The organism is Methylomonas sp. MK1, from assembly GCF_000365425.1.
Classification (GTDB): Bacteria; Pseudomonadota; Gammaproteobacteria; order Methylococcales; family Methylomonadaceae; genus Methylomonas.
Genome location: NZ_AQOV01000001.1, coordinates 1938408 through 1961078 on the forward strand (window position 1 = coordinate 1938408; position 22671 = coordinate 1961078).

Consider the following 22671-nt stretch of genomic DNA (forward strand, 5'->3'; position numbering starts at 1 on the left):
AATTAGTGAATTAAGCAGGCTTCAGACGCTGGCCGACGCTGCGTTCCAGTTCTGCGCGGGCGCGGCGTAAGTCGGCGGCCGCTTGCGCGGTTTTCAATTGCGCGTCCAGCCAACGGCGTTGGGTTTCGAGCACGAAGAGGTAGGTGACATTACCGGCCGCATAGGCGTTTTCAGCATCCTGTATGGCAGTTTGAAGGGGCGGCAGGATAGTCTGTTGCCACTGTTTCAGGCTTTCGCTGGCCTGTTGCAATCGGGCATGGGCTTCTCGGACATCCAAGGCAATCCGTTGTCGGGTGGCGACATATTGCCTTGCAGCTTTGTCAAAACGGGCCTGCGCTTGCGCGATACCACCTTGATTTTGATTAACGATAGGCAATGTCACGTCTAAGCCTGGTCCTGCCAATAAGGGCCCGTTCACTTGCTTGGCGTTGAGGCTGGCGGTGAGTTTAAATACCTCAGCCTTCGCCAAGCCGATACGTTCGCCTGCTGATTCGACGTTGATTTCTGCGGCACGCAGGTCGGGACGAGCATTTAGAGCTTCGGTCAGCAGTTTTTCAGCATCGAACTTATTACTATCGGGTAACTTTTCCGCACTAATGTTTTCAGGCCACTGTTCCAGACTCAACCCAGCCAAATTACGTAACCGCTCTTTTGCTATCTCGCAATCGTGCCGGAATCGACCTTGTTGTTCCTGTGCTTGAAGGGCATCGACTTGGGCATTGGTGACTTCGAGTTCACTGGCGTCGCCGGCTCGCAATCGCGCATGAGTCAGCTCGGCTATGTTCTGATTCAGTGTAACGGAGGAGTGAGCCAATTTCAGGCGCTCCTTGGCCAAGGTCAATTCAGCATGGGCGACCCGCACATCGCGGATCAAGTCCAAGCCTGTCTGAACCAAACGATGTGCGGTCTGTTCAACATCCAGCTTTGCCGTTTCGATCCGTTGCGGGCGTAGCCAGAAAATTTCCAGCGGATAAATCAATGTCATTTCTAAAGGTTTGGCACCAAACGGCATCAGCATCGAGAGGGTGGGATTGGGCAGCATCCCAGCTTGCACGAGATCGGCGCGATACAGGCCTAAATCCGCCAAGGTCGCGCGAAAGGCCGGATTGTTCCATAGCGCCAAACTGACCAACTCGTCATCGGATAAGCCGTCATTTAAAGAGATATTGGCGGGCCATGCGGTTTCGTCGGCACCGGTTTCGGCAAAATGCTGACCTGTACGTTGTTCCAGATCGTTAGCGACGTCACTCAAACCCTTGCCTTGCGGGGTACAGGCAGTCAACGACAAAGCGAGAAGCGTTATTGGAAAACGACTGGAAGCAAAAGGCGTCATGCGCTCGCCTCCGGGAACGTCACAATCACCTTGAGGCCAATGCCGCCATCCCCATCGGCCAGCCTAATATCAGCCTGATGCTGCTCGGCTATTCGCCGCACAATGGATAAGCCAAGACCACTGCCTGATTCGGCGCTATTCAATACGCGGTAGAATCGGTCGAACACGCGAGCCCGCTCATCCAAGGCAATGCCTGGCCCGGTGTCGTTGACTTCCAGACGAATCGCAGTGGCTTCGCCGGTGACACTGACGTCAATCCGTGCATCTGCTGGTGAATAGCGGATGGCGTTATCGAGCAGATTGCCGAGTAGAATGCGCAGCGCCTCTTCGGTGCCGGCAACCCTGACATGATCCGCGTGCGACAGGCCGAGATCGATGTGGCTATGGGCGGCTTGTGGGGCAAAATCGGCTACCACGTTCCGCGCCAAATCATCCAAAAATAGCGGCGTGAGCGGATAATCGCCAGCCTCCGGATCGAGGCGAGCCAAGATCAGCAATTGCTGAACCAGATGACTGGCACGGGCTATACCTTGTCGTAAAGTTTGCATAGCTAGATCACGCTGAACGGGTTCAGTGGCACGCTCGGCCAGTTGTGCTTGTAAGGACAGTGCAGTGAGCGGACTGCGCAGTTCGTGCGCCGCATCGGCAGTAAACTGGCGCTGTGCCGTCAGTGCCTGATCCAATTGACTCAGCAGCGTGTTTATTGCGCTGATTAAGATGCTAACTTCTTCCGGTAAGCCCTTATTCGGGATCGGATCTAATGAATGAGGATTGCGACACGCCACTGCTTCAGCCACTTGAGCCAATGGCGCTAAACCCCGACCAATCGCCCAGCCAACCAATAACGCCAGCCCCGGCAGTAAAATCAGCAATGGTGCCAGTATATGCAAGGCAACTTCGTTGGCGGTTTCACGGCGTTCTTGCGTCGTTTGAGCGACCTGGACAAATCCACTATCGGTTTTTAAATTAAATACTCGCCAGTCCTGGTTCTGCCAGTTAAGCGTGTCGGACCCCAGTTTTCCGCCTTGCGGTAATGGCGAAAACGGATGAGATCGAAACAGCATTCGACCATCCGGGCCACGGATCTGACTGACTAAATCAATGCCATCGCTATTTAACCCAGAGCTGTTTGTGTTAGGTTTAACATCTTGCAAGCTGTTTGAATGGGACAAGGAATAAGCGGCTTCACGCAACACCTTGTCGAATAGTTCGTCAATTTCTTCGTGAACGTTCAGCCACGTCGGCACGGCAAACGTGATACCGGCAACCAGCAAGACGGGTATTAACCAATAGGTTAGCCGGCTGCGAATAGAAGTATTCATGGCTTCACCACTTTAAAACCGACGCCACGGACATTAAAAATAATGTCAGCACCGAGTTTACGGCGCAGATTATGCAAGTGGACATCGATCGCGTTACTCGCCACTTCCTGGCCCCAACCGTACAGGCGCTCTTCCAATTGCGAACGGGACAGCACAGCGCCCGGCTGTTCCATCAAAGCATGCAGCAATGCAAACTCACGGGCAGATAAGTCGATTAAGGTTTCGCGTAACCAGGCCTCGTGACTCGGCGGGTTAATACGCAAGGCGCCGTATTCAATGTCTGAAGCGCCGCGTCCGGCACTTCTGCGTACCAGCGCATGAATACGGGCAACGAGTTCTTCCAAGGCAAAAGGTTTGACTAGATAATCGTCCGCACCGTTATTAAGACCGGCGACTCGATCACTTAGCCCATCGCGTGCTGTTAGGATTAACACCGGGATGGCGTTGCCGGATTTACGAAGTTCGACCAGCAGCTCCTGGCCCGATAGGCGTGGAAGCCCTAAGTCAAGCAGCAATAAAGCGTACTCGCTCGCCACATGAGATAAGGCTTGTTTGGCTTGTTCCCCGTCTTGTACCCAATCGACCACGAAGCCATCCAGCTGCAATCCATCCCGGATCGACTGGCCGATCATCGGATCGTCTTCCGCTAATAACAATCGCATGTTGACCTTATAGTTTCTTCATCTGGCCAACAGTGTAAATGATGAAGATTTAAGTAATAGTTAAGGCGCTTCGAATGTTCGGGAAGGTATCTATAGCGGTCGTTCGTTATTGGAGTTGATCAAGGACGGCTTGGGGGCGGGTGTTGACGGTCCACTCTTCAGATTCATCGCCGGAAAGCTGGCATTGAATTCCGATTTCTGAAAGCTGCCATTCTTCACCGAGTTTACTAGTACCACAGCTGATAGTTAAGATTTAATTTGCTGTGACAGGATCGCTAGACACTTCGATACATTTCGTTGACTCTAAACTCAGGCAAACCATGTTCAACATCCCTCCCCAATTGCCCACTTTCTAGTCTGGGGCATGCAAGTCATCTGGCATTTCACTATGACAGCCAATACCAGGAACTAATAAACACCCTCGCTAATCTAGGCTGTGAACTTAATAACTTGCGTAAAGCGCCGCATCAGCGACAGTAAACCACTAACAGCCAAACAGAAATAAGGAGCATTGCCATGATTGATCTCAAAGAAATAGCAAAAGTGGTTTTATTGGCTGGGGGTTTATTATTGGGGCATGCTGTTCAAGCGGAAAGCACTGTTAGTCCGGCCGTTCCATATAGCGAGAGAGCTAAGACTGCTGCAATATATGGGCTTGGCGACAGTGGCCCCCAAGGGGGCAAAGTCTATTATGTCGATGATACGGGTGAGCATGGCCTGGAAGCGAAAGCAGCCGATGAGATCAATTCACTAAGTTGGAGTGACGCTGTTACAGTTGCAGGCGCTTATGGCTCCGGCTGGCATTTGCCGACAAAGACTGAGTTAAAAGTCTTATATGAACACAGAAACGTGGTGGGCGGTTTTGCTAAAGACGATTATTGGAGCGCTACGGAGCAAGACATCAACAGCGCCTGGATCCAGGGCTTCGGCAATGGCGACCAGGATCGCTACAATAAATACAGTAAGCTTAGCGTGCGTGCTGTCCGGTCTTTTTAATTTGTTTATCCAACCAGGAAAAACAGCGTCTACCGGTAAAAATCAGATCAAGGAATAGCTTTTATGAATACACTGGTTGCAAAAATGATTAGTTTTCTAAAGACTGATCGATATGCTGATAATCCGATCGACCTTGCTGAAAAACCAATCAGCACAGCTGCCTTTGCTGTAAATAAAGAACCCGAGCAACTTCACAAAGGCAAAAGACGTTTAAAGGAAAACTACACAAGTCACTGGGATTTGGATTATCTGCCCAGAAAAGAAGTCGATAAAATATTGGCTGAAATTCAAAACCGTAACCCTTAAAGCTAACTCCCTTTAGGCCAAGAACTTTGATGTAACATTAACACCTATCCTTTCGGTCAGTTTGATCGTCCACAAACCGCGGTTGAGACAAACCTTTGCGCTCAAGGAGGGGGTATCTCAAACTTTGATAGACAGCTTTCGGTTTTACTGCTGCCAAACTCTGAAATTGTTAAATGTCGCATAGTGGCCGGGCGGGCCAAAGAAGATGTAAGGTTACTTGCCAAAAAGCTGCCATTCGCTGAACTTAGGAAAGGAAGATTTCGCTAGCGTCCTCGATCGCCGATTTTGGCCGATCAAAGCCGCTCAAAATCTGGCTGAATTTGTATCGGAATATGCAAAATGGCTGAGATGAACTTTGGAAAGGTTGGTTATCTATCTACCAGTAACCGCCCGCAACGCGTGATTCGATCGAAACTAAACACATGCTCTCTCGGGCTTTCGTAGCAACGTCCCACCAATCTTCGTCTGTAATCCGGCTCGCCTTTTTCTAGATAAATAGTGGCACCACAAATGGGACATGCCGCCGAATACCGAACCAACCGAATCACTCTTAAATCGCCGTCTCGTAGCAGTTCGAACTGAGCTGATTGCTCATGGATTTTTATGAACAATTCATGCGCTAAAACAATTCGATCATCGAACAATAAAACCCAAGGCTTGATGATAGCGCCCCATGCTCCGTAAGGAATCACAAAAATACTTATCAGTAGTGTCAAATCGCGCGTTGTCACGGACCTGGGTACCGATAACGATAGCCATCCGGCATAGGCAATTAACACTGCGAGTCCGCCAATTGTAACCAACCACCCCAATACAACCCATACATGCCATCGACTCAATGCGATTTGTCCGTGCCGAAACAACCATCTGGCAATCCAACTCGTTTGAACCTCACCCAATTCAGTAATTTGATAGTAGGCTTTCAACTCGGCTGCAATACTGCTATCTAACCGAACCTCATCGATAGCGCTATCGTCATCCATGACTTCTGGTACCCGCTCTGCTTTTATATAAAACGTTGTGAGCCTACCCGGACCACCCTTGGTACTTTTTCGTTCCGGTTTCGGGTAATGCTGTAGCCCGCGCTTACGAGCATATTCAACAATTTGCCCCTCCCGCGTTTCGCAATATTTTTTTAGTGATCCCGACCAATCGATCCACTTTTTCGGATCAGCACTTCCTATCGAGTCTCCAACCGCTGCGACAATTTCTTCGGGTGTGAACCGTCGCTTCGACTCATCGAAATCCGCTTTCTTTAACGATTCATGGGATAACGCGCGCAATATGCGGTGGCCTTTTTCATCGCTTGTTTCGCTGTCCAGCCAATCTATCAGACATTGGATTACCTCACGCATAAACCACCCCAAACCAGGTAACCGGTAGTTGCAGGCTGGTTTGCGCTTTGTCGATTCATAACAATGTCCTCCATAACAATTCAAGGTTTGGGTAATACCGAAATGATTTTTAACTATTTGAATTTAATTGGTGTACCAGAAAAAGCACCTTCCGCAACAGCAAGCATCGCTGGAAGCCGGAACGAGAGTATAAGAGTTTCGGAATCATTCAATGGATTCATGTACTCGTTTTACGTTTCCGCATTGATCTGGCGGTCCAGTTCGGAAAAAAGAACGTTACGACTATTAATCATTAACTGCTGCAATGAAGAGCCATCAAGGCTTCCAGAGGTTTGTGACCCAAAACAGGTCACCTTGCGAACGGGACATTTCTGCTTTGACCTCCTAGCATACCGACAACAGCCATTAATCAACTAAGAGGCGTCTATGTCAACACTGGATGAAGATCTTGCCCGGTTAAATTTCGAATATCTGATGCTAGCCCGGGAATGCGCCCGTAGCAACCCGGCAGAAACAGCATGGCGATTTGGCTTGGATAAAAACCGTATAGAAAAACTGGCGGACATGACACTGGAACATCTTCGGGATCAAGCTGAAAGTAGCCGAGCGGTTATTCAACTGTTGCCGGTCTTCGTTCCAAGTGGCGTCTCCATGGGCACCTACGTGGATTTACTTCAACCCTTCATTGTGGAGTGGACCGATGAAAACAGTGCGATTTAAAAAGGCATCGAATTTTGCCAACCACTTGGTTTTAGCTGAGCAATTGATCCAGCTTGGCGCTCGCCCTCCTATTGTGAGTCAACTTTGTCAATTGTCTCGGCAGCAGAGTATCGACTTGTATAAATCAGTAAAAGGATGCCCACCCAAACAAGGCATGCTTCCTCATGATTACCAATGGGTTATTCAGTCCACCTGCCGTAATATTCACGCGTCGTTATTTTTAGGCATTCTCGATGATATTCGGCGGCGATTATCAATTCAGCAATCTTCAGCACAGGTATTGGTTGACGCCTATAGCATTTATAAAAACATCGCATCAAACATATTCATCGAGCCTAAAGGAATATCTCTTGGAGCAAAACAGTTCTCGTTAGACATAAACAGAGCATGGTCTTTAATCAACATGCTCTTGGCCGGCGATTTGATATTCACTGTTTGCGCATGTTGCAGAGCACGCTTTCTCAGCATGATTCACCCTAATGCAACCTTTAGCCAGTGCCCAATCTGCACTGTTTGGACTGATCGTTCGGGACGACGACGCTGGGTTTCTGCAAAGTCCAAAAAACCGATTTGATTACATCACTCAGCCTGGAGACCATCCATACGCTACTAAGGAGAAGTCGCATGCATATTGCTGTCATTACAGCCACTGAATCCCAAATACATCAGCCCGTTCATGGCAAAAATCTGGCTCGGCTCGCACGCGAGTGCTTTGCCAATCAGCAGATATTGACCATTGATTTTAAGGACGTCAAGACAATTACCCAGGGATTCTTTCAGGAATTATTTTTTCCTTTGATTACTGAGTTTGGCGCCGATTATTTGAAATCGAAACTTATAGTCATTAACTTGAGTGACACAAATAAAATCCAAATGCAATCTGCATTCAAAAACTTGGACGACTATTTCGATAAACTTTCAGCGATCAATCACCAAGGGTGCGATGAAGAGATTTACACGATGAATCAAACTTGGTTGATCAAGGCCAGAGAAATCGCGCGGGAAAATCCAGTATTGACAGAGTTAGTGCTGGGGATAACGGATGACACCATGCGAACAGCACTCGGTCATTTGTCCTTGGAGGACATTCAGTTCATCGCTCGCTCCAATTGGCTTTGCTTCACTCCTCGGTTTTCCAGTCAGTTCCTGATGAACATAAATAAGGAACAACCGCCGATAGTGGAGGCCATGCTCGGTTTAACCGGTTCTATATGCTGAGAGGGGGGGTCTATGCTGAAAAAATATCAACAGCAAACGTTAGCCATTGAATTGCTGAAACGCCATGCCAGGGTGAAAATCGTGCATCAAGTGACCGGCATTCCCATCAAGCCATTAAGGCAAACCTATCGACAATTGCATGGTCGTTCTCCTACCCCAGGTTCAATCAAGTTTTCAACACGCGGGTTGACTGGAAGTAGACGCAAATATAAAGACGTTACGCTGTTTGCGGTTTGCTATCGGGTGGCCGCGAGTAAGTTGGCCGATGATCAAATTCAAGCAGTGATAACCGCCTTTGATGCCTATAAACATTCCTACCCATTCGGAAACCTTGATTTTTCAGCGGCGTGGGTTGTTTCTGAGGACATCAAGGATAAAAAAGTGCAGGTCTCAATATGTCCACATTGTCGTGCTTGGGTACTGTTGAATGCAAGAGAAGACCTGGTTGAACGATGTGGCGTATGTAACAACTATTTGTAATCAGGTTATCCAGTGAATATTGAATCCGAGCAAAATTCGACGGCAAAAGAAAAGGAATTCCTGAAAATTAACGACATGGTTGAAAAATTGGGCGTGACTCGGACCCAATTTTGGCGAATGAGGAAGGCAGGTGAGGTTCCTCCACCGGTAATTCGAAATCCACAAATGTGGCTTGCAAGCCAAATTAAAGAATTTTATGAAAGGAGGGTAAAAAAAGAAGATGTCGGAACACTTTGATGCTTTACAACTGCATTCAAACCTTATTTGTCGTTTGGTGCCGTATATTTTTCGATCAAACACGAAATTTTTTTCGGATTTGAGTGAAAAACAAAGTGACCATAAAAGTGACCACGCAATAAAAAAGGGCTTAGACATTTCTGCCTAAGCCCTTGATTTATTTGGCTCCCCCGGACGGGCTCGAACCGCCGACCTAGTGATTAACAGTCACCCGCTCTACCGACTGAGCTACAGGGGATTAATATTTTGCTGTTCTCGATATGGCGCGCCCGGAGAGATTCGAACTCCCGACCGCTCGGTTCGTAGCCGAGTACTCTATCCAGCTGAGCTACGGGCGCTTATCTGAGCCGCTTATTATCTTTTTTTTAGAAACCTGTGTCAAGGTTTTTGTTTAGTGGCGGAGAGAGAGGGATTCGAACCCTCGATGCGCTTTTGGCACATACTCCCTTAGCAGGGGAGCGCCTTCGGCCTCTCGGCCATCTCTCCTATAACTTATTCAGCCCTCCGTACTCCCTGCTTCGGACTGCTCTTTCTTAATTCTCTCGTAGATTTCTTCCCTATGAACAGATATATCTTTTGGTGCATTTACGCCAATTCTAACTTGATTTCCTTTTACCCCGAGAACTGTAACAGTCACATCGTCACCAATCATCAAGGTCTCTCCTACTCTACGAGTCAAGATAAGCATACTATCTCCCTACACTATTAATGCGCTTTGTTACTGCAACATACTCGAACCGACGATTATATCCGTTTTTGAGAAAAAATAAAGATATATTTACTAGCCTTAAAGAAAACCTCACGTACAGCTAACACATCTGAATAGACAAATTCTTGTGTTTTTCTGAACTATCCCTTAGACAACCACTCATGGCGCATTGTATCCAGACTCTGCATCAGCTCATCTAATGCTTTAACCGATTCTTTGTGCAACGGATGAGCATGATTGTGAACCGGGTGCTTGGTGTCGTTCATTAGTTCATCAATGAAACGCTCTGCCTCCATAATATCTTGTGGAAGCGAATCTGATTTTTCGGCCATCTGAATAACAAACAGGTTTATGGTAATTTGCGCATAAAAAAGCCCACTATTAAGTGGGCTTCGTCCGGTGTTATTTTTATGTTTTTTGGACGCCTGATATCTGTGATAACAGGTTAATAGCTTGCGCTTTTATTATTGTTGTACCGTTACACGGTCGCATTCCCTCCCCCAATAGATACGAAGCTTTTCGGCTCGTATTGACCTAAGTCAAGGTGGGCGCATTCTAGTGTACTTAAATCGCTTTGTCCAGAAAAAGTGCGACGATTTGTCGCAACCTTAAAACACCGGCATGTCAAGGCTTTCGGCAATCGGTCAAACAGATGAGTTTTTACCGTTATCATTCTCGCGCCGTCATCTCCTGGCCGGTCGGCCGCTCGCGTTTTGATGAGTTATTGTTCCGGCAAGAAAGCAACGTAGACTGCATATGGCTCCCAAACACTAAATCCGCGCGAGATACCAATAATTCATAAAGCCGGGTTATGATTTGTCGTCGAATCCCGGTGTTAAGCAAAGCACATATTCGACTACAAAAAGCAAGCGGGTTCCAATACCGAACTGAACGTCCAGATACTCGTCGCTTCAGCTTAAATCCCCCGGATTCGTCATTCCAGAAAATGGCAGCCGCTAGACCGAGCAGCGAATTCGTTATAGCCGCTTGCTTTATTAATCACCTTTCAGCTAGGTGCCGGAAAGGTTGACAGCCAAACCTAACTGTAAAACGGTGATCTTTGGATTACCGATCTCCCGACTATCGGAATAGCTCGAAAATAGTGATCGATGCCTGTCGATGCTCTTATCCCGGCCGGCATGATGGAGTTTGTGATTTAGGGGATGCGGCTAATCTGGATTTTTTTACATTAAACCTGCTGTCTCGCAGCTTATCAAAACAACGGAACAACCATGAACGATTTACCTAACTGCCCAAAATGCGGCTCTGAATACACCTATCACGACGGCACCATGAATATTTGCCCGGACTGCGCCCACGAGTGGTCGACCGATGCCGCCGGCGACAGCGACGATGAGGCGAAAGTCGTCAAGGACGCCAACGGCAACCTGCTGCAAGACGGCGATACCGTCACCGTGATTAAAGACCTGAAAGTGAAAGGCTCTTCACTGGTTGTCAAAGTCGGCACCCGAGTTAAAAACATCCGCCTAGTGGACGGCGACCACGATATCGACTGCAAAATCGACGGCATCGGCGCGATGAAATTGAAATCGGAATTTGTAAAAAAAGTCTGATCCCACCCACTAATCGCAAGGTGCATGTGGTTCTAATAACCCGGCTCTTAAATACCGTTGAGTTTATCGAAGGGAGCACCAGCCTGAGCTTCGACGAGCTCAGCCCGAACGGAATACCAGTGGTAAAAAGGGCCGGGTAGCTAAGATGATTGAACGCCAGCCACCCGCGATTCACAGACACCCGGCGAAGCGGCCTGAACCCGCTTCGGCAATTTGATATTCAGAGCCAAACCCATAAACATTTGGGGGTTCCGAAACCGCTTCGCCGGCTCATTCTGCATGCCCGCCAAACAGCAGGATTGAATACTTCGGCATAATCGGTGCTATCATGTAGCTCGTGCAACGCTGCACCTTCTGCTCCCTTCAACAACGACGTTGGAAATAGGCTGACTCACGTTCAGCTAAGCGATTTACTCGTCTGTTGTGCCTGCCTTCGCTCGTTTCAGGACACCCGCGCTTCATGAGTAAATAAGCCCATTTCAAGGGGAGCAATAGCTTGTGCATGCAAGCTGATTGATACGAATTTCCAACGCCAGACCCGGCCAGCGGAATTCATTTTGTTCCCTACTTTTCAAAGGTAAGTTATGTCCTCGAGCAAACTCAATCTTTTTAGCTTCACCGGCAAAATGCAGATTTTGCACATGAGCTGGCTGGCGTTTTTCATTAGCTTTGTGGTGTGGTTCAACCATGCGCCGCTAATGTTGGCGATTGCCGAGAACCTTAAACTCAGTCAAGCGGAAATTAAAACCATCTTGATACTGAACGTGGCGTTGACGATCCCGTCACGGATTGCGATTGGTATTTTGGTGGATAAATTTGGCCCCAAACGCACCTACTCAAGCTTGTTGGCAATCAGCAGCATTCCCTGCTTCATGTTTGCCGCTGCCGACGACTTTCAGCAATTAGCCCTGGCGAGATTTTTGATGGGTTTCGTCGGCGCCGGCTTTGTCATCGGAATCCGTATGGTCGGCGAATGGTTCCCGGCCAGACAACTCGGTGTTGCCGAAGGCATCTACGGCGGCTGGGGCAATTTCGGCTCAGCCGCTGCCGCCATCGCCTTACCGTCATTGGCCTTGGCATTCGGCGGCGAAAACGGTTGGCGTTATGCGATTGCCTGCACCGGCATCATGGCTTTGCTCTATTCGGTGATTTATTTTTTCAGCGTCAGCGATACACCCAAAGGTTCGACGTATTTCAAACCCAAGAAAGCCGGCGCTATGGAAGTAACCAGCATCTGGGATCTGTTCTTCTATATTTTAATGACCATTCCCTTGTATGCAGCGCTCAGTTTGCTGACCTGGAAACTATCGCCAACGGGCATGAAGCTGTTATCCGGTGACGCCACAATCGGTCTTTACATCGGGATTTGGCTATTGTTTCTCTACAACTTGTACAAAATCGTGCACGTTAATCAGGAACACCTCACCCAACCCATTGAAGCGATACACCAATACAAATTTAAACAGGTTGCCATTCTGGACCTGGCATACCTGGTGACCTTCGGCTCCGAACTCGCAGTCGTCTCCATGCTGCCGCTGTTTTTCCACGAAACCTTCAAACAGACTGGCATCACCCCAGTGCAAGCGGGCCTACTGGCATCCAGCTTCGCGTTCATGAACCTGATCGCCCGGCCTGGCGGTGGCTGGCTGAGCGATAAGTATGGTCGCAAATTGTCGTTGAGCGTTTGCGTGATCGGTTGCGCACTGGGCTATGCCGCCATGTCGCAAATCAATTCGGAATGGCCGATTGCCCTGGCGTTTACCGTGACCTTTTTGTGTTCATTTTTCGTCCAGGCGGGATGCGGCGCGGTCTACGCAATGGTGCCGTTGATCAAACGCCGCATGACCGGGCAAATCGCCGGCATGGTCGGCGCTTACGGCAATGTGGGCGGAGTCACCTTTCTGACGGTATTGTCTTTCGTCACACCGGAAGCCTTTTTTCTCACCATCGCTGGCACCGCCGTCGTGGTCGCACTGGCAGTGCAATTTATCGAAGAACCCGCCGGCCACATGGCAGAAATCATGGAAGACGGCAGCGTGGCCATGATCGAATTAGTCTAACCAGCAAAGCATCCCTTCGTCATCTGCCGAAGATTGTTACAGCAATTTTTAACATTTAGTTATTTGGAGAAATACCCATGATCGAAGCATTATTGGCCGCCTTAACCCTGACTTTAATCGTTTGCTGGCGTTGCGCTTGCCAAACATCCGCCAGAGAACACCACGCGACTGAACAGCTCGCCCAGTCCCAAAGCAACCCTTTTTTGCCGGAAGATGCCGTTCTGAGACGGCATGTCATTTCCCTGGTCCACCACGAAATCGAAGCCACCCTGTCCCCGCGCCCCAGCGACTCGGTGTTACTGCGCCATCATCAGGCCTTACTGATGACTAAACTGGAGCAGCGCCTGGCGGAATTGCGCCGTTACCGCGCCTGCTAAGCCACACACAACTTCAGTTATCCGCAGCCTATGGCCAAAACCTTATCGATCAAGCTCGGTTCGCACAGCGACAAAGGAGTGAAACCCGAAAACGAAGATTGCTGGGGCGCTGTCGTCCCTGCTGAACCGCAACTGACCCTAAAAGGCATCGTGGCGGGTATTGCGGACGGCATGAGCGGCAGTGAAGCCGGCAAGGAAGCCAGCCATTGCTGTATCACCGCGTTTCTGGAGGATTACTACAGCACGCCGGATTCCTGGTCAGTAGCCAAAGCCGGACAAAAAATCCTGTCGGCTACCAACTCTTGGCTGCACAGCCAGGGACAAATACGCTATGCCTCGGTAAAAGGCATGGTGAGCACGCTCAGTGTACTGGTGCTTAAATCCAACACCGCCCATATTCTGCACGTCGGTGATTCTCGGATTTATTTATGGCGGCAACATGGGCTGGAGCAACTGACGCGCGACCACAGACTTTGGGTGTCCAACGACAAAAGCTATCTGAATCGCGCGATGGGTATCGAACCGCATTTGGAAGTGGATTACAAATCGCTGACCGTCGAAAAAAACGACTTATTCTTGATGACTTCGGACGGGCTCCACGATTTTATTAGCGAGCACCACCTAAAAACGCTGCTCTCGCAGGATTCCGATCTGCAAACCCTTGCCGAAGTCTTGGTCAAAACCGCCCTGGCTAACGGGAGCGACGACAATGTGACCTGCCAACTGGTTCGAATCGACGACTTGCCGCAACTACGCGAAGACGAAATATTGCGACATCATGGGCACTTGCCTTTTCCACCGCCACTGGCACCCGGCATGCTGCTGGATGGCTACCGGATCGAAGCGGAATTGCATGCCAGCAAGCGCACCCAAATTTACCAAGCCTTCGATACGCTGCATAACCGGTGGGTCATTTTGAAGACGCCGTCGGTGCTGTATAACGACGACACCCATTATATTGAGCATTTTTTGCACGAAGAATGGGCTGGTAAACGGATCAACCATCCCAACGTCTTAACAGTACTCGAATCCGACCGCGCCAAAAGCTGTCTTTACTACGTAACCGAATTTATCGAAGGGCAAACCTTAAGACAATGGATCAGTCAGAACCCCAAGCCGGAGATCAAGCGGGTTCGCACCCTAATCGAACAAATCGCCAAAGGGCTGCGCGCTTTTCATCGTATGGAAATGCTGCATCAGGATTTGAAACCGGAAAACATCATGATTACCGAGCAAGGCAGCGTTAAGATCATAGACTTCGGTTCGGTCAAGATCGCCGGCATCGCCGAAATCACCCCTCTCGACCGGAATCAAGCCGAGAATATTTTAGGCACGCTGAACTACACCGCGCCGGAGTATCACTTAGGTCAATCCGGCACGGTGAAGTCGGATTTGTTCTCCTTAGGCGTCATCTGTTACGAAATGCTCAACGGCAATTTGCCATTCGCCAACATGCCGGAAAAACCCAACCGCAACAATCTCGAGCGCCTGGTTTACATTCCCAGCATCCGCCGCAACGAGATGGTGCCGATCTGGATAGACGGCGCCTTGAAAAAGGCCACGACGATTTCGCCACGGTTTCGGTATGACGAATTGTCCGAATTCCTGCACGACCTATCCACTCCCAACCCGCAATTTCTGAAAGCGGAAGATAAAATCCCACTTATAGAGCGCAATCCGCTGTTGTTCTGGAAAAGTACGACAGCGCTGTTCTTTCTGATCAGCGTCGTTTTACTGTTCTTACTGAGCAGGCAATAAGCTCATAAACACCGCCATCGCTGAATTTGTAACCGGGGGTTCACACCGGCCAACCGATTGCATAACCCATTTTAGCGATGTTCATAGAGCCACTTTCGATATTTGGCCTCTACCGCTTGACCACCACTTTTACTTTGGCAAAAAAGTCTTGTACGGCTTATTAGTGCCGGTTTGTTTTAAAAAACCGCCTCTCTCAGCTCGACGGGCCGCCCCATGCAAAGCCGTAAATAGACTCTGGCGATGGCAATGCCATTGATCACAAAGGATACGGTAATCGGCGCGGCAAACCAGGGGTGTTGGCTACTGGCATGTGACAACAGCAAATCCTCGCCCAAGAATGCCGGAGTAATCGGAAAGCCAACCAAGCCCAGGAAGCTCAAAAACAGCATCAGCGACCAACCGGGGCGAGTTTCTGCGAAGGCCCGGAATACGAAAGGCTCATCGGCAAAATGATAGTGCCTCAGCAACACGCTCAGCGCCCAGATGCCCAAGATCCAGGATGGAATAATGCCGCTGAAGAACAAAACCACATCGGCCCAAGCCGAAGGCACCATCAACCACACCGCCACGCCGGCCAAAATGCTGCTCAAGGCCACGCTATGCCAAACCTGGAACGGGCTGCGTTTGTTGCTAAACGCGCTCAACGATACCACGGCCATCGCCAGCGAAATCGGCATAGACAGGTAAATTCTGGCGACGCTGCTGACGCCGGATGCGGCGATAGCGATGATCGCCAGCAAGGCAAGGCCCGCCAAAATTTTGATCCACAGGCTCACCGCGTTCAGTTGCCGACCCAGGTTTTTGAGCGGCTCCCATAAAATCTTCTTCACCAACAGTTCCAAATGCCCTTCCTGCAGGGCAAATACATACAAGGTGTTTTGCAAAACGTCAGGCAACGAATCGCGAATCGACGCCGGCAAAAAAGTCAGTTGATCATTGTTTTTGATATAAAAATCGCTATCGACATTCCCTTCAACCCGCAGTAAATGCGCGACAATGGATGGCGACACCAGTAATTGATAGCAGCGCAAAAACGCGTTGCCCATAAAGTGCAGCAACACCAAGTCTTCCAGGCCTAATGCCAGTTCGACGAACATAATCCCTACTTGTGCGATGGAGGCGTAAGCCACTTGACCTTTGATATTGGATTGGGTTTTCTCGGCCAAGGTGGCGACAAACACTGTCAACACGCCGATACTCAGGACGATCAAACGCGGTAGATAGTGATAACTCCAGATCGGCATAGTCCGCAATAACAGAAACACCCCTAAATGAATCGACAAGGCTCCATAGAAAATCGCACTTGACGGTGTTGGCCCTTCCATCGCACGCGGCAACCAAAAACTGAACGGAAACTGTGCCGATTTGCCGGAGGCCGCCAAAATAATCAGCCAGGATAAAATCGACAAGGACGCATACCCTGCCGGCGGAATATTGTTGGGATCGAACATGGTCAACAACTGGCTAAAATGCTGACTTTCGTGAAACAGCAAATGGCTCATCCAGGTACCGACCAACAAACCGACATCGCAAAAACGGTAAATCGTGTAGGCACGCAAGGCGTTACGTACCGGTTGCGGCCGATGCCGATAAAAGGCGATCAGCAGGAATGAGGATATGCCGACGATTTCCCAGCCGGCAAACAGCATGTCGATACTGCCGGACAGTACGATCAGATTCAAGCCGAAAGCAAACCCAAAAATGGCCTGAAAGAAGCGTTTGTACCCCGCTTCCCGGTGTAGATAGACCCGACAGTATTTAACAATGGCCGAAAACACCGCCCACACCACAAATAAATACGCCGCACCGACCCTATCCAGAAAAAACAGCAAGGGGAACTGGTAATCGTCGTGTTGATACAACACCAGCCATTGATATTCAAAGTTAGCGAAGCCATGGGCGGCCCATGCAGCCAGTAAACCTAGCACCGCTACGCCCTTGATCCGAGTCATCCACAGGCTGATCGCGGCAATTCTATGTTCGTTGTCCGGGCTGAAAAAAATCAGCAAAAATCCAATCAATGGCAATAACACACACGCCAATAATAAAGTACTCATGCCTGCCTCCTTTCCAATTGGTGGACCGGAATCGTCCGATTTTGTCCGACAATAATTTTTTCCGAGCGACTGGCAATCGGCAACGGTCTGCCAGTCGCTGGTTCGGCCACCTTCCAGCCATCGCTACTGTACAAATACATGGCGCGGCTCACGGGATCGCAAGCCACCAGGCGTATCCACTCGTTATCCAGCCATTCCCGCCAGCCACCCAACATAGCAATGGCCTGATCGGCAATCGCGGTCGTTTGTTCGACCACCATTAACAAGCGCGCCGGCTCATGCACCTCTATCATTTGCGACGGCAAGCCGGTGCGTAAATCGCCTTCCACGCCGTTGGCGACGCCCAACAAACCGATCACGTTATGCGGCAGTTTGGTGCCGGCACCATAGACCGAATTGTCGATGCGTGAAAACAGATACTCCAGATTGATACCACCACAGACCGGAATCACCGCCGACAGCACCTTGACCAATATCGAGCCGTCGCTATCGCTGTGGGGGTCGTAGGATTGCAAGAACGCCCTTCTATCCATGAAGAGATGGCGGGTCAAGTCGCGCCGCCCCACCACACAATACAGATTATTCGAATGATTCAATTCCGGACGCGGCTCGAAAATAGACGAGGCCCGCGCCACCACATGACTATGCGCTTCGGCGTTGCTATGAGATTTTGGCCCCAACTCAAACCAGCGACAGCGTTCGCGCGCGTTGCGCTGCAAGGCATGCTGCATGCTGTGTTGGAAACTGTGAAACTCGTGACGCGCGGCTTTATCCAGTTGCTGCTGATCGAAGTAAGTGATCTCATCGCGACTGGTATTGTGCAAAGCGGGAATAAAATGCGTACCGGCAGGAATGTCTATCCCCCGCTCACGCAAGATGTCGCGAACTTGCGGGTGATTGGCCATCCAGGCGAAGGCTCGCGCATTCGGCGCGCCGGGCTTACCGGAGCACGCACCGCAATCGTAAGCGGCGAAATGCGGGTTATTGACGCTGCTGGAGCCATGCGCGACCACGACAATCAAGGGTGCAAACTGTTTGGTCAAGCCGATATTGCGCAGCAATCCACCTACTCTGTCGGCCATTTCCGTTAACGAAAAACCCAGCAAGTAGCCGTCTTCATTGGGCTCGTCGCTCTCCCGCAATAAGTGTAAATGGCTATGGGCTGCCACTTCACTTAAGCTTTGGATGCCCGGCAACTGGCCGCCGGGGCGCAATACGCTCCATCCCAAGCGCAACGCATATGCCAAACCCAGCGTTTGCGTGTACAACCACCCGCGCACCATGGAATGCGCGCCAAAATGCAGGGTTGACAGCGATTCGCCCTTATCGGATTTGTCGGGCTGCGGCGTATCGGTCGATTCCAGAATCAAATGTTTGGGTTTAATCACCACCGGACATTGCGCCACCGGATACACATCGTCCAAACCTTGGTAGAGAAAATCGATACCAAAAAATCCCGGCGCGCCGAAGGTTTCAATCCCTGGATCCATTTCTTCCAGGTAGCGGCGCAGCGAACACTCCCTATCGTCTATGCAAAATAGCGCCTGGACTTTGGGCGCTTGCTCAGGCGTTCGAACCACCGGCGCCTGCTCGCGCAAGGCCAATAGCAATTCGGAATGCAGCGACCACTCCATTGCCTCATGCCAGACCCGCATTTTCAAAGGCACTTGCGGCTTGGTTGCATCACGCTCCAATAAGGGAATTTCATGTAAATTAGGCAGTTGCGCGATCTGTAAAAAACGGTGCCCATGCTTTTTATCGATAAACGCCAACTCGCAAGCCAGTTCAACCGCTAGTAATTCTTTCAGCGAGATTGCCCGAGGCGCCAGCAACACATTGGGCTGGGTTTCGATTATCCGCACCATCCCAGACCAACCGGGATGTGCCAGCAATACTTCCAATAGATATTGCCCGTACAAGGTTTCATCGCCGACGATTTTGCCCAGGCAATTCAAAATCACCCGATCCGGACCGGCATCCAGCATCTGCCGCACTACAGGCTGATGAAACGGATACAAAGGCAACAGGCTGTTTTGCACCAAGCGTAAGACGCAATCCCAAAAACGCTCGTCCGGTTTCGGCATTGCCCAACGGCTTATGCCCTGATCCAGAAAATTACTTAACAATCTGAACATCACCGGATGCACCATACCGTTCAAGTCGATTTCCAGGCGATTTAACCAGGCGCTGCGAATGCCGTGGTTAGCCAAGGACTGCGGCGGATAATGGCTATGATCATCCGGCTCAAACAAAGATGACCGCAACGACTGCTCTTGATAGACACTGCAATTGGTCTGAGCAATCGCCCATTCCAGTGCTTGATCGCTGATCCGGCCTTCGTCATAGCGTTTCAGGTAATCGGCCAAGGGCAAATAGCTTTTCGCGCCATACACCTGAGCCGCCACCGCCACCCCTTCGTGAAACGGATAGTCCTGCACGGCATGCAAAGTATTGTGATGAATAAAATCCTTGATTGGTCCTTGGCTGGGCAGCCAATGAGCGATGTGCTCGATAGCCGCATCCAAATCGAAAGCAGCGTTGTGAACATTTTGATGGGCAGAAGCAGACATCTGTAACTTAAACCTCGCTAGTCAAACAGAAGTTGAGGCACACAGCCTCTTATGCTTCACTCTGCATAGTGCGTGCCAAATCCCTAAAACCTGACATACCGCCGTTTCCAGCTTATTATTTAAATCCCAAGTCAAGCACCATCGGTGCAAATAAACCACCCAACTGGTTGAAGCGGACGAATCAACCAGGCCAGCGAACCAAATCTACAACAATTTTAAGGCTAGCCACTGTCACAACCCTTGATATATCAGCCCTGACACAGTTCGTGCAAAACTGGCATGTTTCTCGCTGTGCTTTGGTTTTCCTTGGCTTCTTGAGAAAAACCATGACCACATCAACTCCAGTCATCCTGCCAAAGACCGGACTACCCGGTTTGATTGAAAACTGGCGTAGCGATTTGCTATCCGGTTTTTTAGTGTTTTTGATTGCCTTGCCGCTATGTCTGGGTATCGCAATGGCGTCGGGCTTTCCGCCCATGTCCGGCATCATTTCCGCGATAATCGGCGGCGTTTTGGTATCGCGACTAAGTGGTTCCTACGTGACCATCAACGGTCCCGCCGCCGGCTTGATCGTGGTGATTGTGGATGCCGTCCAATCCCTAGGACAAGGCGATGCGATGGCCGGTTATCGCTACACGCTGGCCGCCATCGTCATTGCCAGCGTGTTGCAAGTACTGCTGGGCGTGTTCAAGGCCGGCAAGCTCAGTGCCTTTTTTCCCTCATCGGTCGTGCACGGCATGTTGGCCGCCATCGGCATCATCATCATGGCAAAGCAGATTCACACCTTGCTCGGCGTTAAGCCGGAAGCTAAATCTTTGTTGGGCACCATTGCCGAGATCCCGCATTCGCTGATGGAAATGAATCCGGAGGTATCGCTAATCGGCCTACTCGGCTTGCTGCTATTGATACTTTGGTCGGTGATCAAACATCCGACCTTGAAAATGATCCCCGCCCCGCTGCTGGTGGTATTGTTGGGCTTGGCCTTGGGTCAGTATTTTGATTTGGATCATATCCATCAATATCTGTTTCTGCCGGATGCAACGATTCTGCCGCATCACGAATTCAGCGTCGGCCCGTCATTTCTGGTGGCAGTGCCCGAACACTTTCTAGCCGGATTCTATCTACCCGACTTTGGCAAGATTGCCACCGGCGAATTTTGGCTGGCGGTATTAACCATTTGGCTGGTCGGTAGTCTGGAAAGTTTGTTGAGCGCCTCGGCCGTGGATAAACTCGACCCGTATAAACGCAGCTCCAACCTGAATCGCGATTTAACTGCGGTCGGGATCGGCAACATGGTCGCTGGCATGATCGGCGGCTTGCCCATGATTGCCGAAATCGTCCGCAGCTCCGCAAACATCAATAACGGCGCGAAAACCGGCTGGGCCAACTTCTTTCACGGTCTATTTTTGCTCGTCTTCGTGGCGCTGTTTCCCAAACTGATTCACGAAATCCCGCTATCGGCCCTGGCCGCGCTGTTAGTCTTCACCGGTTTTCGCCTAGCCTCACCCAGAGAATTTGCGAAAACCCTGGCGGTGGGTGTCGACAATTTTGCAGTGTTCGTCATTACAATCCTCGGCGTCTTGGCTACCGATTTATTGGTTGGTGTAGCGATAGGCATCGCGGTGGAACTGGCGATTCACGTCAGCCGCGGTTTAAAACTGCGTAACGCATTTTCAATGGCTTTTAACGTGCTCCAAGCCGATGCAGACACCTATCACATTGAGGTATCCGGCGCAGCGGTGTTCTCCAACTTCATCACCTTAAAAAGCTTGCTGGCCGATTTTCCGCAACGCAAAATCGTGTTTTTCGATCTGACCGAAGCGAATTTGATCGACCACACCGTGATGGAATTCATTCACCATTTTGCCGAAGACTACAAGCAAGCAGGCGGCCGTTGCGAAATTGTCGGCTTGGACGATCATGAAAGTTATTCCGACCACCATCTCTCTGCACGCCGCAAAATTGCGCTCTGACCGGGTAACACCGTTACTCCGAGCGGTCGAACCGCCGGAGTGACGCTTTGCCATCCATAAGCTCTTTGTTTTAACAACACCGACAGAAGACCCTCATCTCCCGATAACGCAGGGAGATAAGCCAACTATTACTTAAATTTTGGGGAAACTTTATGCACAAGCTATCTGGAAAAATATTTTGTTTGTCGTTTATAGGCTGCCTATCGCTAACAGTAATATCTGCGGACGCTATGGCCAACGATCTGACAGAGGACTCCGGCGCCTGGTTACAAGCCGTGGCCGAAGGCAGCATGAGCTTTATCGATCCTAGTCTGAAAAACGGGCGCATCTGGCTAGAAGGCCAATCGCGCTTCGATGGCGATTGGGGCCATTGGTATCAGGGCATGGTTCGCACTGCACTGGGTTATTCCTTGAGCGACCGCGCCACCCTCTGGGCCGGATATACCTGGCTGCCGACTCAAAACATCGGCAAATCTTATGTGTCCCAACAAGACATTTGGCCGGCATTCCGCTATGTATTGCCCACGGAGATAGGCACTTTTACCTTCCGCACGATGTGGGAAACCAACTTTCTGAATGGCGACCAGTTGCGCGAACGCCCCCGGCAAATGATCAGATTCTTGCACCCGTTCGAATTCGAACCGCGCTTGAGCATGATCGCCTGGGATGAAGCTTTTTACCGGGTCAATTCCACCACCTTTGGCGGTAAATCCGGCTTCGATCAAAACCGGGCGTTTGCCGGTTTCGGTTGGAGCTTCAACAAAAATGTTAGAACCGAATTGGGTTACATGAACCAATATGTCGATAACGCCAATCACAGTGCGGCGACGATGCGGCATTTGGGCATGGCGTCGGTGTTTGTTAATTTCTAATTCGGCGGCTATAAACGGTGTATTGCGCCTTTTCTTGCTTAATCAACTAGATTGTTTCGTACTATCAGCAGATGCCGACGTGCAATTTGCGA

21 protein-coding genes and 3 tRNA genes are annotated in these 22671 nt (G+C 50.1%); 13 read left to right on the forward strand and 11 right to left on the reverse strand.

Features of this window, described 5'->3' with window-relative positions; all coding sequences use genetic code 11:
* Window positions 1–10: 10 nt before the first annotated feature.
* From G006_RS0109120 to G006_RS0109130, 3 genes are read right to left on the reverse strand one after another with little or no spacing between them, the layout of a single operon-like run.
* Window positions 11–1333, reverse strand: a complete 1323-nt coding sequence (locus tag G006_RS0109120) for a TolC family protein (protein WP_020482880.1) — start codon at window positions 1331–1333, stop codon at window positions 11–13.
* Window positions 1330–2655 carry an ATP-binding protein gene (locus tag G006_RS0109125; RefSeq protein WP_020482881.1) on the reverse strand — a complete coding sequence of 442 codons (1326 nt, stop codon included), beginning with the start codon at window positions 2653–2655 and terminating at the stop codon, window positions 1330–1332. Before G006_RS0109125 ends, G006_RS0109120 begins: the two co-directional genes overlap by 4 nt.
* A complete protein-coding gene (locus G006_RS0109130) occupies window positions 2652–3317 on the reverse strand; it encodes a response regulator transcription factor (RefSeq protein WP_020482882.1) in 666 nt (221 codons plus the stop codon). Before G006_RS0109130 ends, G006_RS0109125 begins: the two co-directional genes overlap by 4 nt.
* A 516-nt stretch (window positions 3318–3833) precedes the next feature.
* Here G006_RS0109130 and G006_RS0109135 point away from each other — a divergent pair.
* Both G006_RS0109135 and G006_RS25305 read left to right on the forward strand, forming a co-directional pair.
* On the forward strand, window positions 3834–4313 hold the full coding sequence (locus tag G006_RS0109135; protein ID WP_020482883.1) for an Lcl domain-containing protein: 480 nt from the start codon (window positions 3834–3836) through the stop codon (window positions 4311–4313).
* Window positions 4314–4376: 63 nt separating this feature from the next.
* Window positions 4377–4619 (forward strand): hypothetical protein, encoded by a 243-nt coding sequence (locus tag G006_RS25305; RefSeq protein ID WP_020482884.1) that lies wholly within the window; start codon window positions 4377–4379, stop codon window positions 4617–4619.
* 368 nt (window positions 4620–4987) lie between these two features.
* Here G006_RS25305 and G006_RS0109145 read toward each other — a convergent pair whose 3' ends face one another.
* Complete coding sequence (locus G006_RS0109145) at window positions 4988–5974, reverse strand: hypothetical protein (RefSeq protein ID WP_020482885.1); 987 nt, start codon at window positions 5972–5974, stop codon at window positions 4988–4990.
* Between the two features lie 426 nt (window positions 5975–6400).
* Here G006_RS0109145 and G006_RS0109150 point away from each other — a divergent pair, with 426 nt between their 5' ends.
* Genes G006_RS0109150 through G006_RS25310 form a run of 5 tightly spaced genes read left to right on the forward strand, consistent with a single transcriptional unit; the run spans window position 6401 to window position 8629 of the window.
* Window positions 6401–6694, forward strand: coding sequence for a flagellar transcriptional regulator FlhD (locus tag G006_RS0109150; protein WP_020482886.1), 294 nt, complete (start codon window positions 6401–6403; stop codon window positions 6692–6694).
* Complete coding sequence (locus G006_RS27690; protein WP_081607909.1) at window positions 6675–7268, forward strand: FlhC family transcriptional regulator; 594 nt, start codon at window positions 6675–6677, stop codon at window positions 7266–7268. Before G006_RS0109150 ends, G006_RS27690 begins: the two co-directional genes overlap by 20 nt.
* A gap of 50 nt (window positions 7269–7318) precedes the next feature.
* Entirely contained in the window at window positions 7319–7912 is a 594-nt protein-coding gene (locus G006_RS0109160) for an STAS-like domain-containing protein (protein WP_020482888.1), read from the forward strand.
* A 12-nt stretch (window positions 7913–7924) separates the two neighbouring features.
* Window positions 7925–8392 (forward strand): FlhC family transcriptional regulator, encoded by a 468-nt coding sequence (locus G006_RS0109165; RefSeq protein ID WP_020482889.1) that lies wholly within the window; start codon window positions 7925–7927, stop codon window positions 8390–8392.
* A 12-nt stretch (window positions 8393–8404) separates the two neighbouring features.
* Window positions 8405–8629, forward strand: coding sequence for a helix-turn-helix transcriptional regulator (locus tag G006_RS25310; protein ID WP_020482890.1), 225 nt, complete (start codon window positions 8405–8407; stop codon window positions 8627–8629).
* Window positions 8630–8791: 162 nt separating this feature from the next.
* On the opposite strand, the gene G006_RS0109175 is transcribed toward G006_RS25310, so the two are convergent.
* From G006_RS0109175 to G006_RS0109195, 5 genes are all read right to left on the reverse strand, one after another.
* A tRNA-Asn gene (locus G006_RS0109175) sits at window positions 8792–8867 on the reverse strand.
* Between the two features lie 23 nt (window positions 8868–8890).
* Window positions 8891–8967: transfer RNA gene (locus G006_RS0109180), tRNA-Arg, on the reverse strand.
* Between the two features lie 57 nt (window positions 8968–9024).
* Window positions 9025–9115, reverse strand: a tRNA-Ser gene (locus G006_RS0109185).
* A gap of 10 nt (window positions 9116–9125) precedes the next feature.
* The gene (csrA, locus tag G006_RS0109190; protein ID WP_020482891.1) at window positions 9126–9317 is read right to left on the reverse strand and encodes a carbon storage regulator CsrA; all 192 of its coding nucleotides are present in this window, start codon (window positions 9315–9317) and stop codon (window positions 9126–9128) included.
* 161 nt (window positions 9318–9478) lie between these two features.
* Window positions 9479–9670: a hypothetical protein gene (locus tag G006_RS0109195; RefSeq protein WP_020482892.1), complete on the reverse strand. Its 192-nt coding sequence runs from the start codon at window positions 9668–9670 to the stop codon at window positions 9479–9481.
* A 900-nt stretch (window positions 9671–10570) separates the two neighbouring features.
* On the opposite strand from G006_RS0109195, the gene G006_RS0109200 reads away from it, so the two are divergent.
* From G006_RS0109200 to G006_RS0109215, 4 genes are all read left to right on the forward strand, one after another.
* Window positions 10571–10912 (forward strand): zinc ribbon domain-containing protein YjdM, encoded by a 342-nt coding sequence (locus G006_RS0109200; protein ID WP_020482893.1) that lies wholly within the window; start codon window positions 10571–10573, stop codon window positions 10910–10912.
* Window positions 10913–11496: 584 nt separating this feature from the next.
* Window positions 11497–12972 (forward strand): NarK family nitrate/nitrite MFS transporter, encoded by a 1476-nt coding sequence (locus G006_RS0109205; protein WP_020482894.1) that lies wholly within the window; start codon window positions 11497–11499, stop codon window positions 12970–12972.
* Window positions 12973–13049: 77 nt separating this feature from the next.
* Window positions 13050–13349: a hypothetical protein gene (locus G006_RS25315; protein ID WP_020482895.1), complete on the forward strand. Its 300-nt coding sequence runs from the start codon at window positions 13050–13052 to the stop codon at window positions 13347–13349.
* 30 nt (window positions 13350–13379) lie between these two features.
* Window positions 13380–15107, forward strand: a complete 1728-nt coding sequence (locus G006_RS0109215) for a bifunctional protein-serine/threonine kinase/phosphatase (protein ID WP_020482896.1) — start codon at window positions 13380–13382, stop codon at window positions 15105–15107.
* A gap of 176 nt (window positions 15108–15283) precedes the next feature.
* Here the strand turns inward: G006_RS0109215 and G006_RS0109220 are convergent, their stop codons facing one another.
* Together G006_RS0109220 and G006_RS0109225 are read right to left on the reverse strand one after the other, a co-directional pair.
* Complete coding sequence (locus G006_RS0109220; protein WP_020482897.1) at window positions 15284–17164, reverse strand: proton-conducting transporter transmembrane domain-containing protein; 1881 nt, start codon at window positions 17162–17164, stop codon at window positions 15284–15286.
* Window positions 17161–19734 carry a YbcC family protein gene (locus tag G006_RS0109225; protein ID WP_020482898.1) on the reverse strand — a complete coding sequence of 858 codons (2574 nt, stop codon included), beginning with the start codon at window positions 19732–19734 and terminating at the stop codon, window positions 17161–17163. Before G006_RS0109225 ends, G006_RS0109220 begins: the two co-directional genes overlap by 4 nt.
* 326 nt (window positions 19735–20060) lie before the next feature.
* Between G006_RS0109225 and G006_RS0109230 the strand changes: the two genes are divergently transcribed.
* Both G006_RS0109230 and G006_RS0109235 read left to right on the forward strand, forming a co-directional pair.
* Complete coding sequence (locus G006_RS0109230) at window positions 20061–21707, forward strand: SulP family inorganic anion transporter (RefSeq protein ID WP_020482899.1); 1647 nt, start codon at window positions 20061–20063, stop codon at window positions 21705–21707.
* A gap of 152 nt (window positions 21708–21859) precedes the next feature.
* The gene (locus G006_RS0109235) at window positions 21860–22579 is read left to right on the forward strand and encodes a DUF2490 domain-containing protein (RefSeq protein WP_152428835.1); all 720 of its coding nucleotides are present in this window, start codon (window positions 21860–21862) and stop codon (window positions 22577–22579) included.
* Window positions 22580–22671 lie beyond the last annotated feature (92 nt).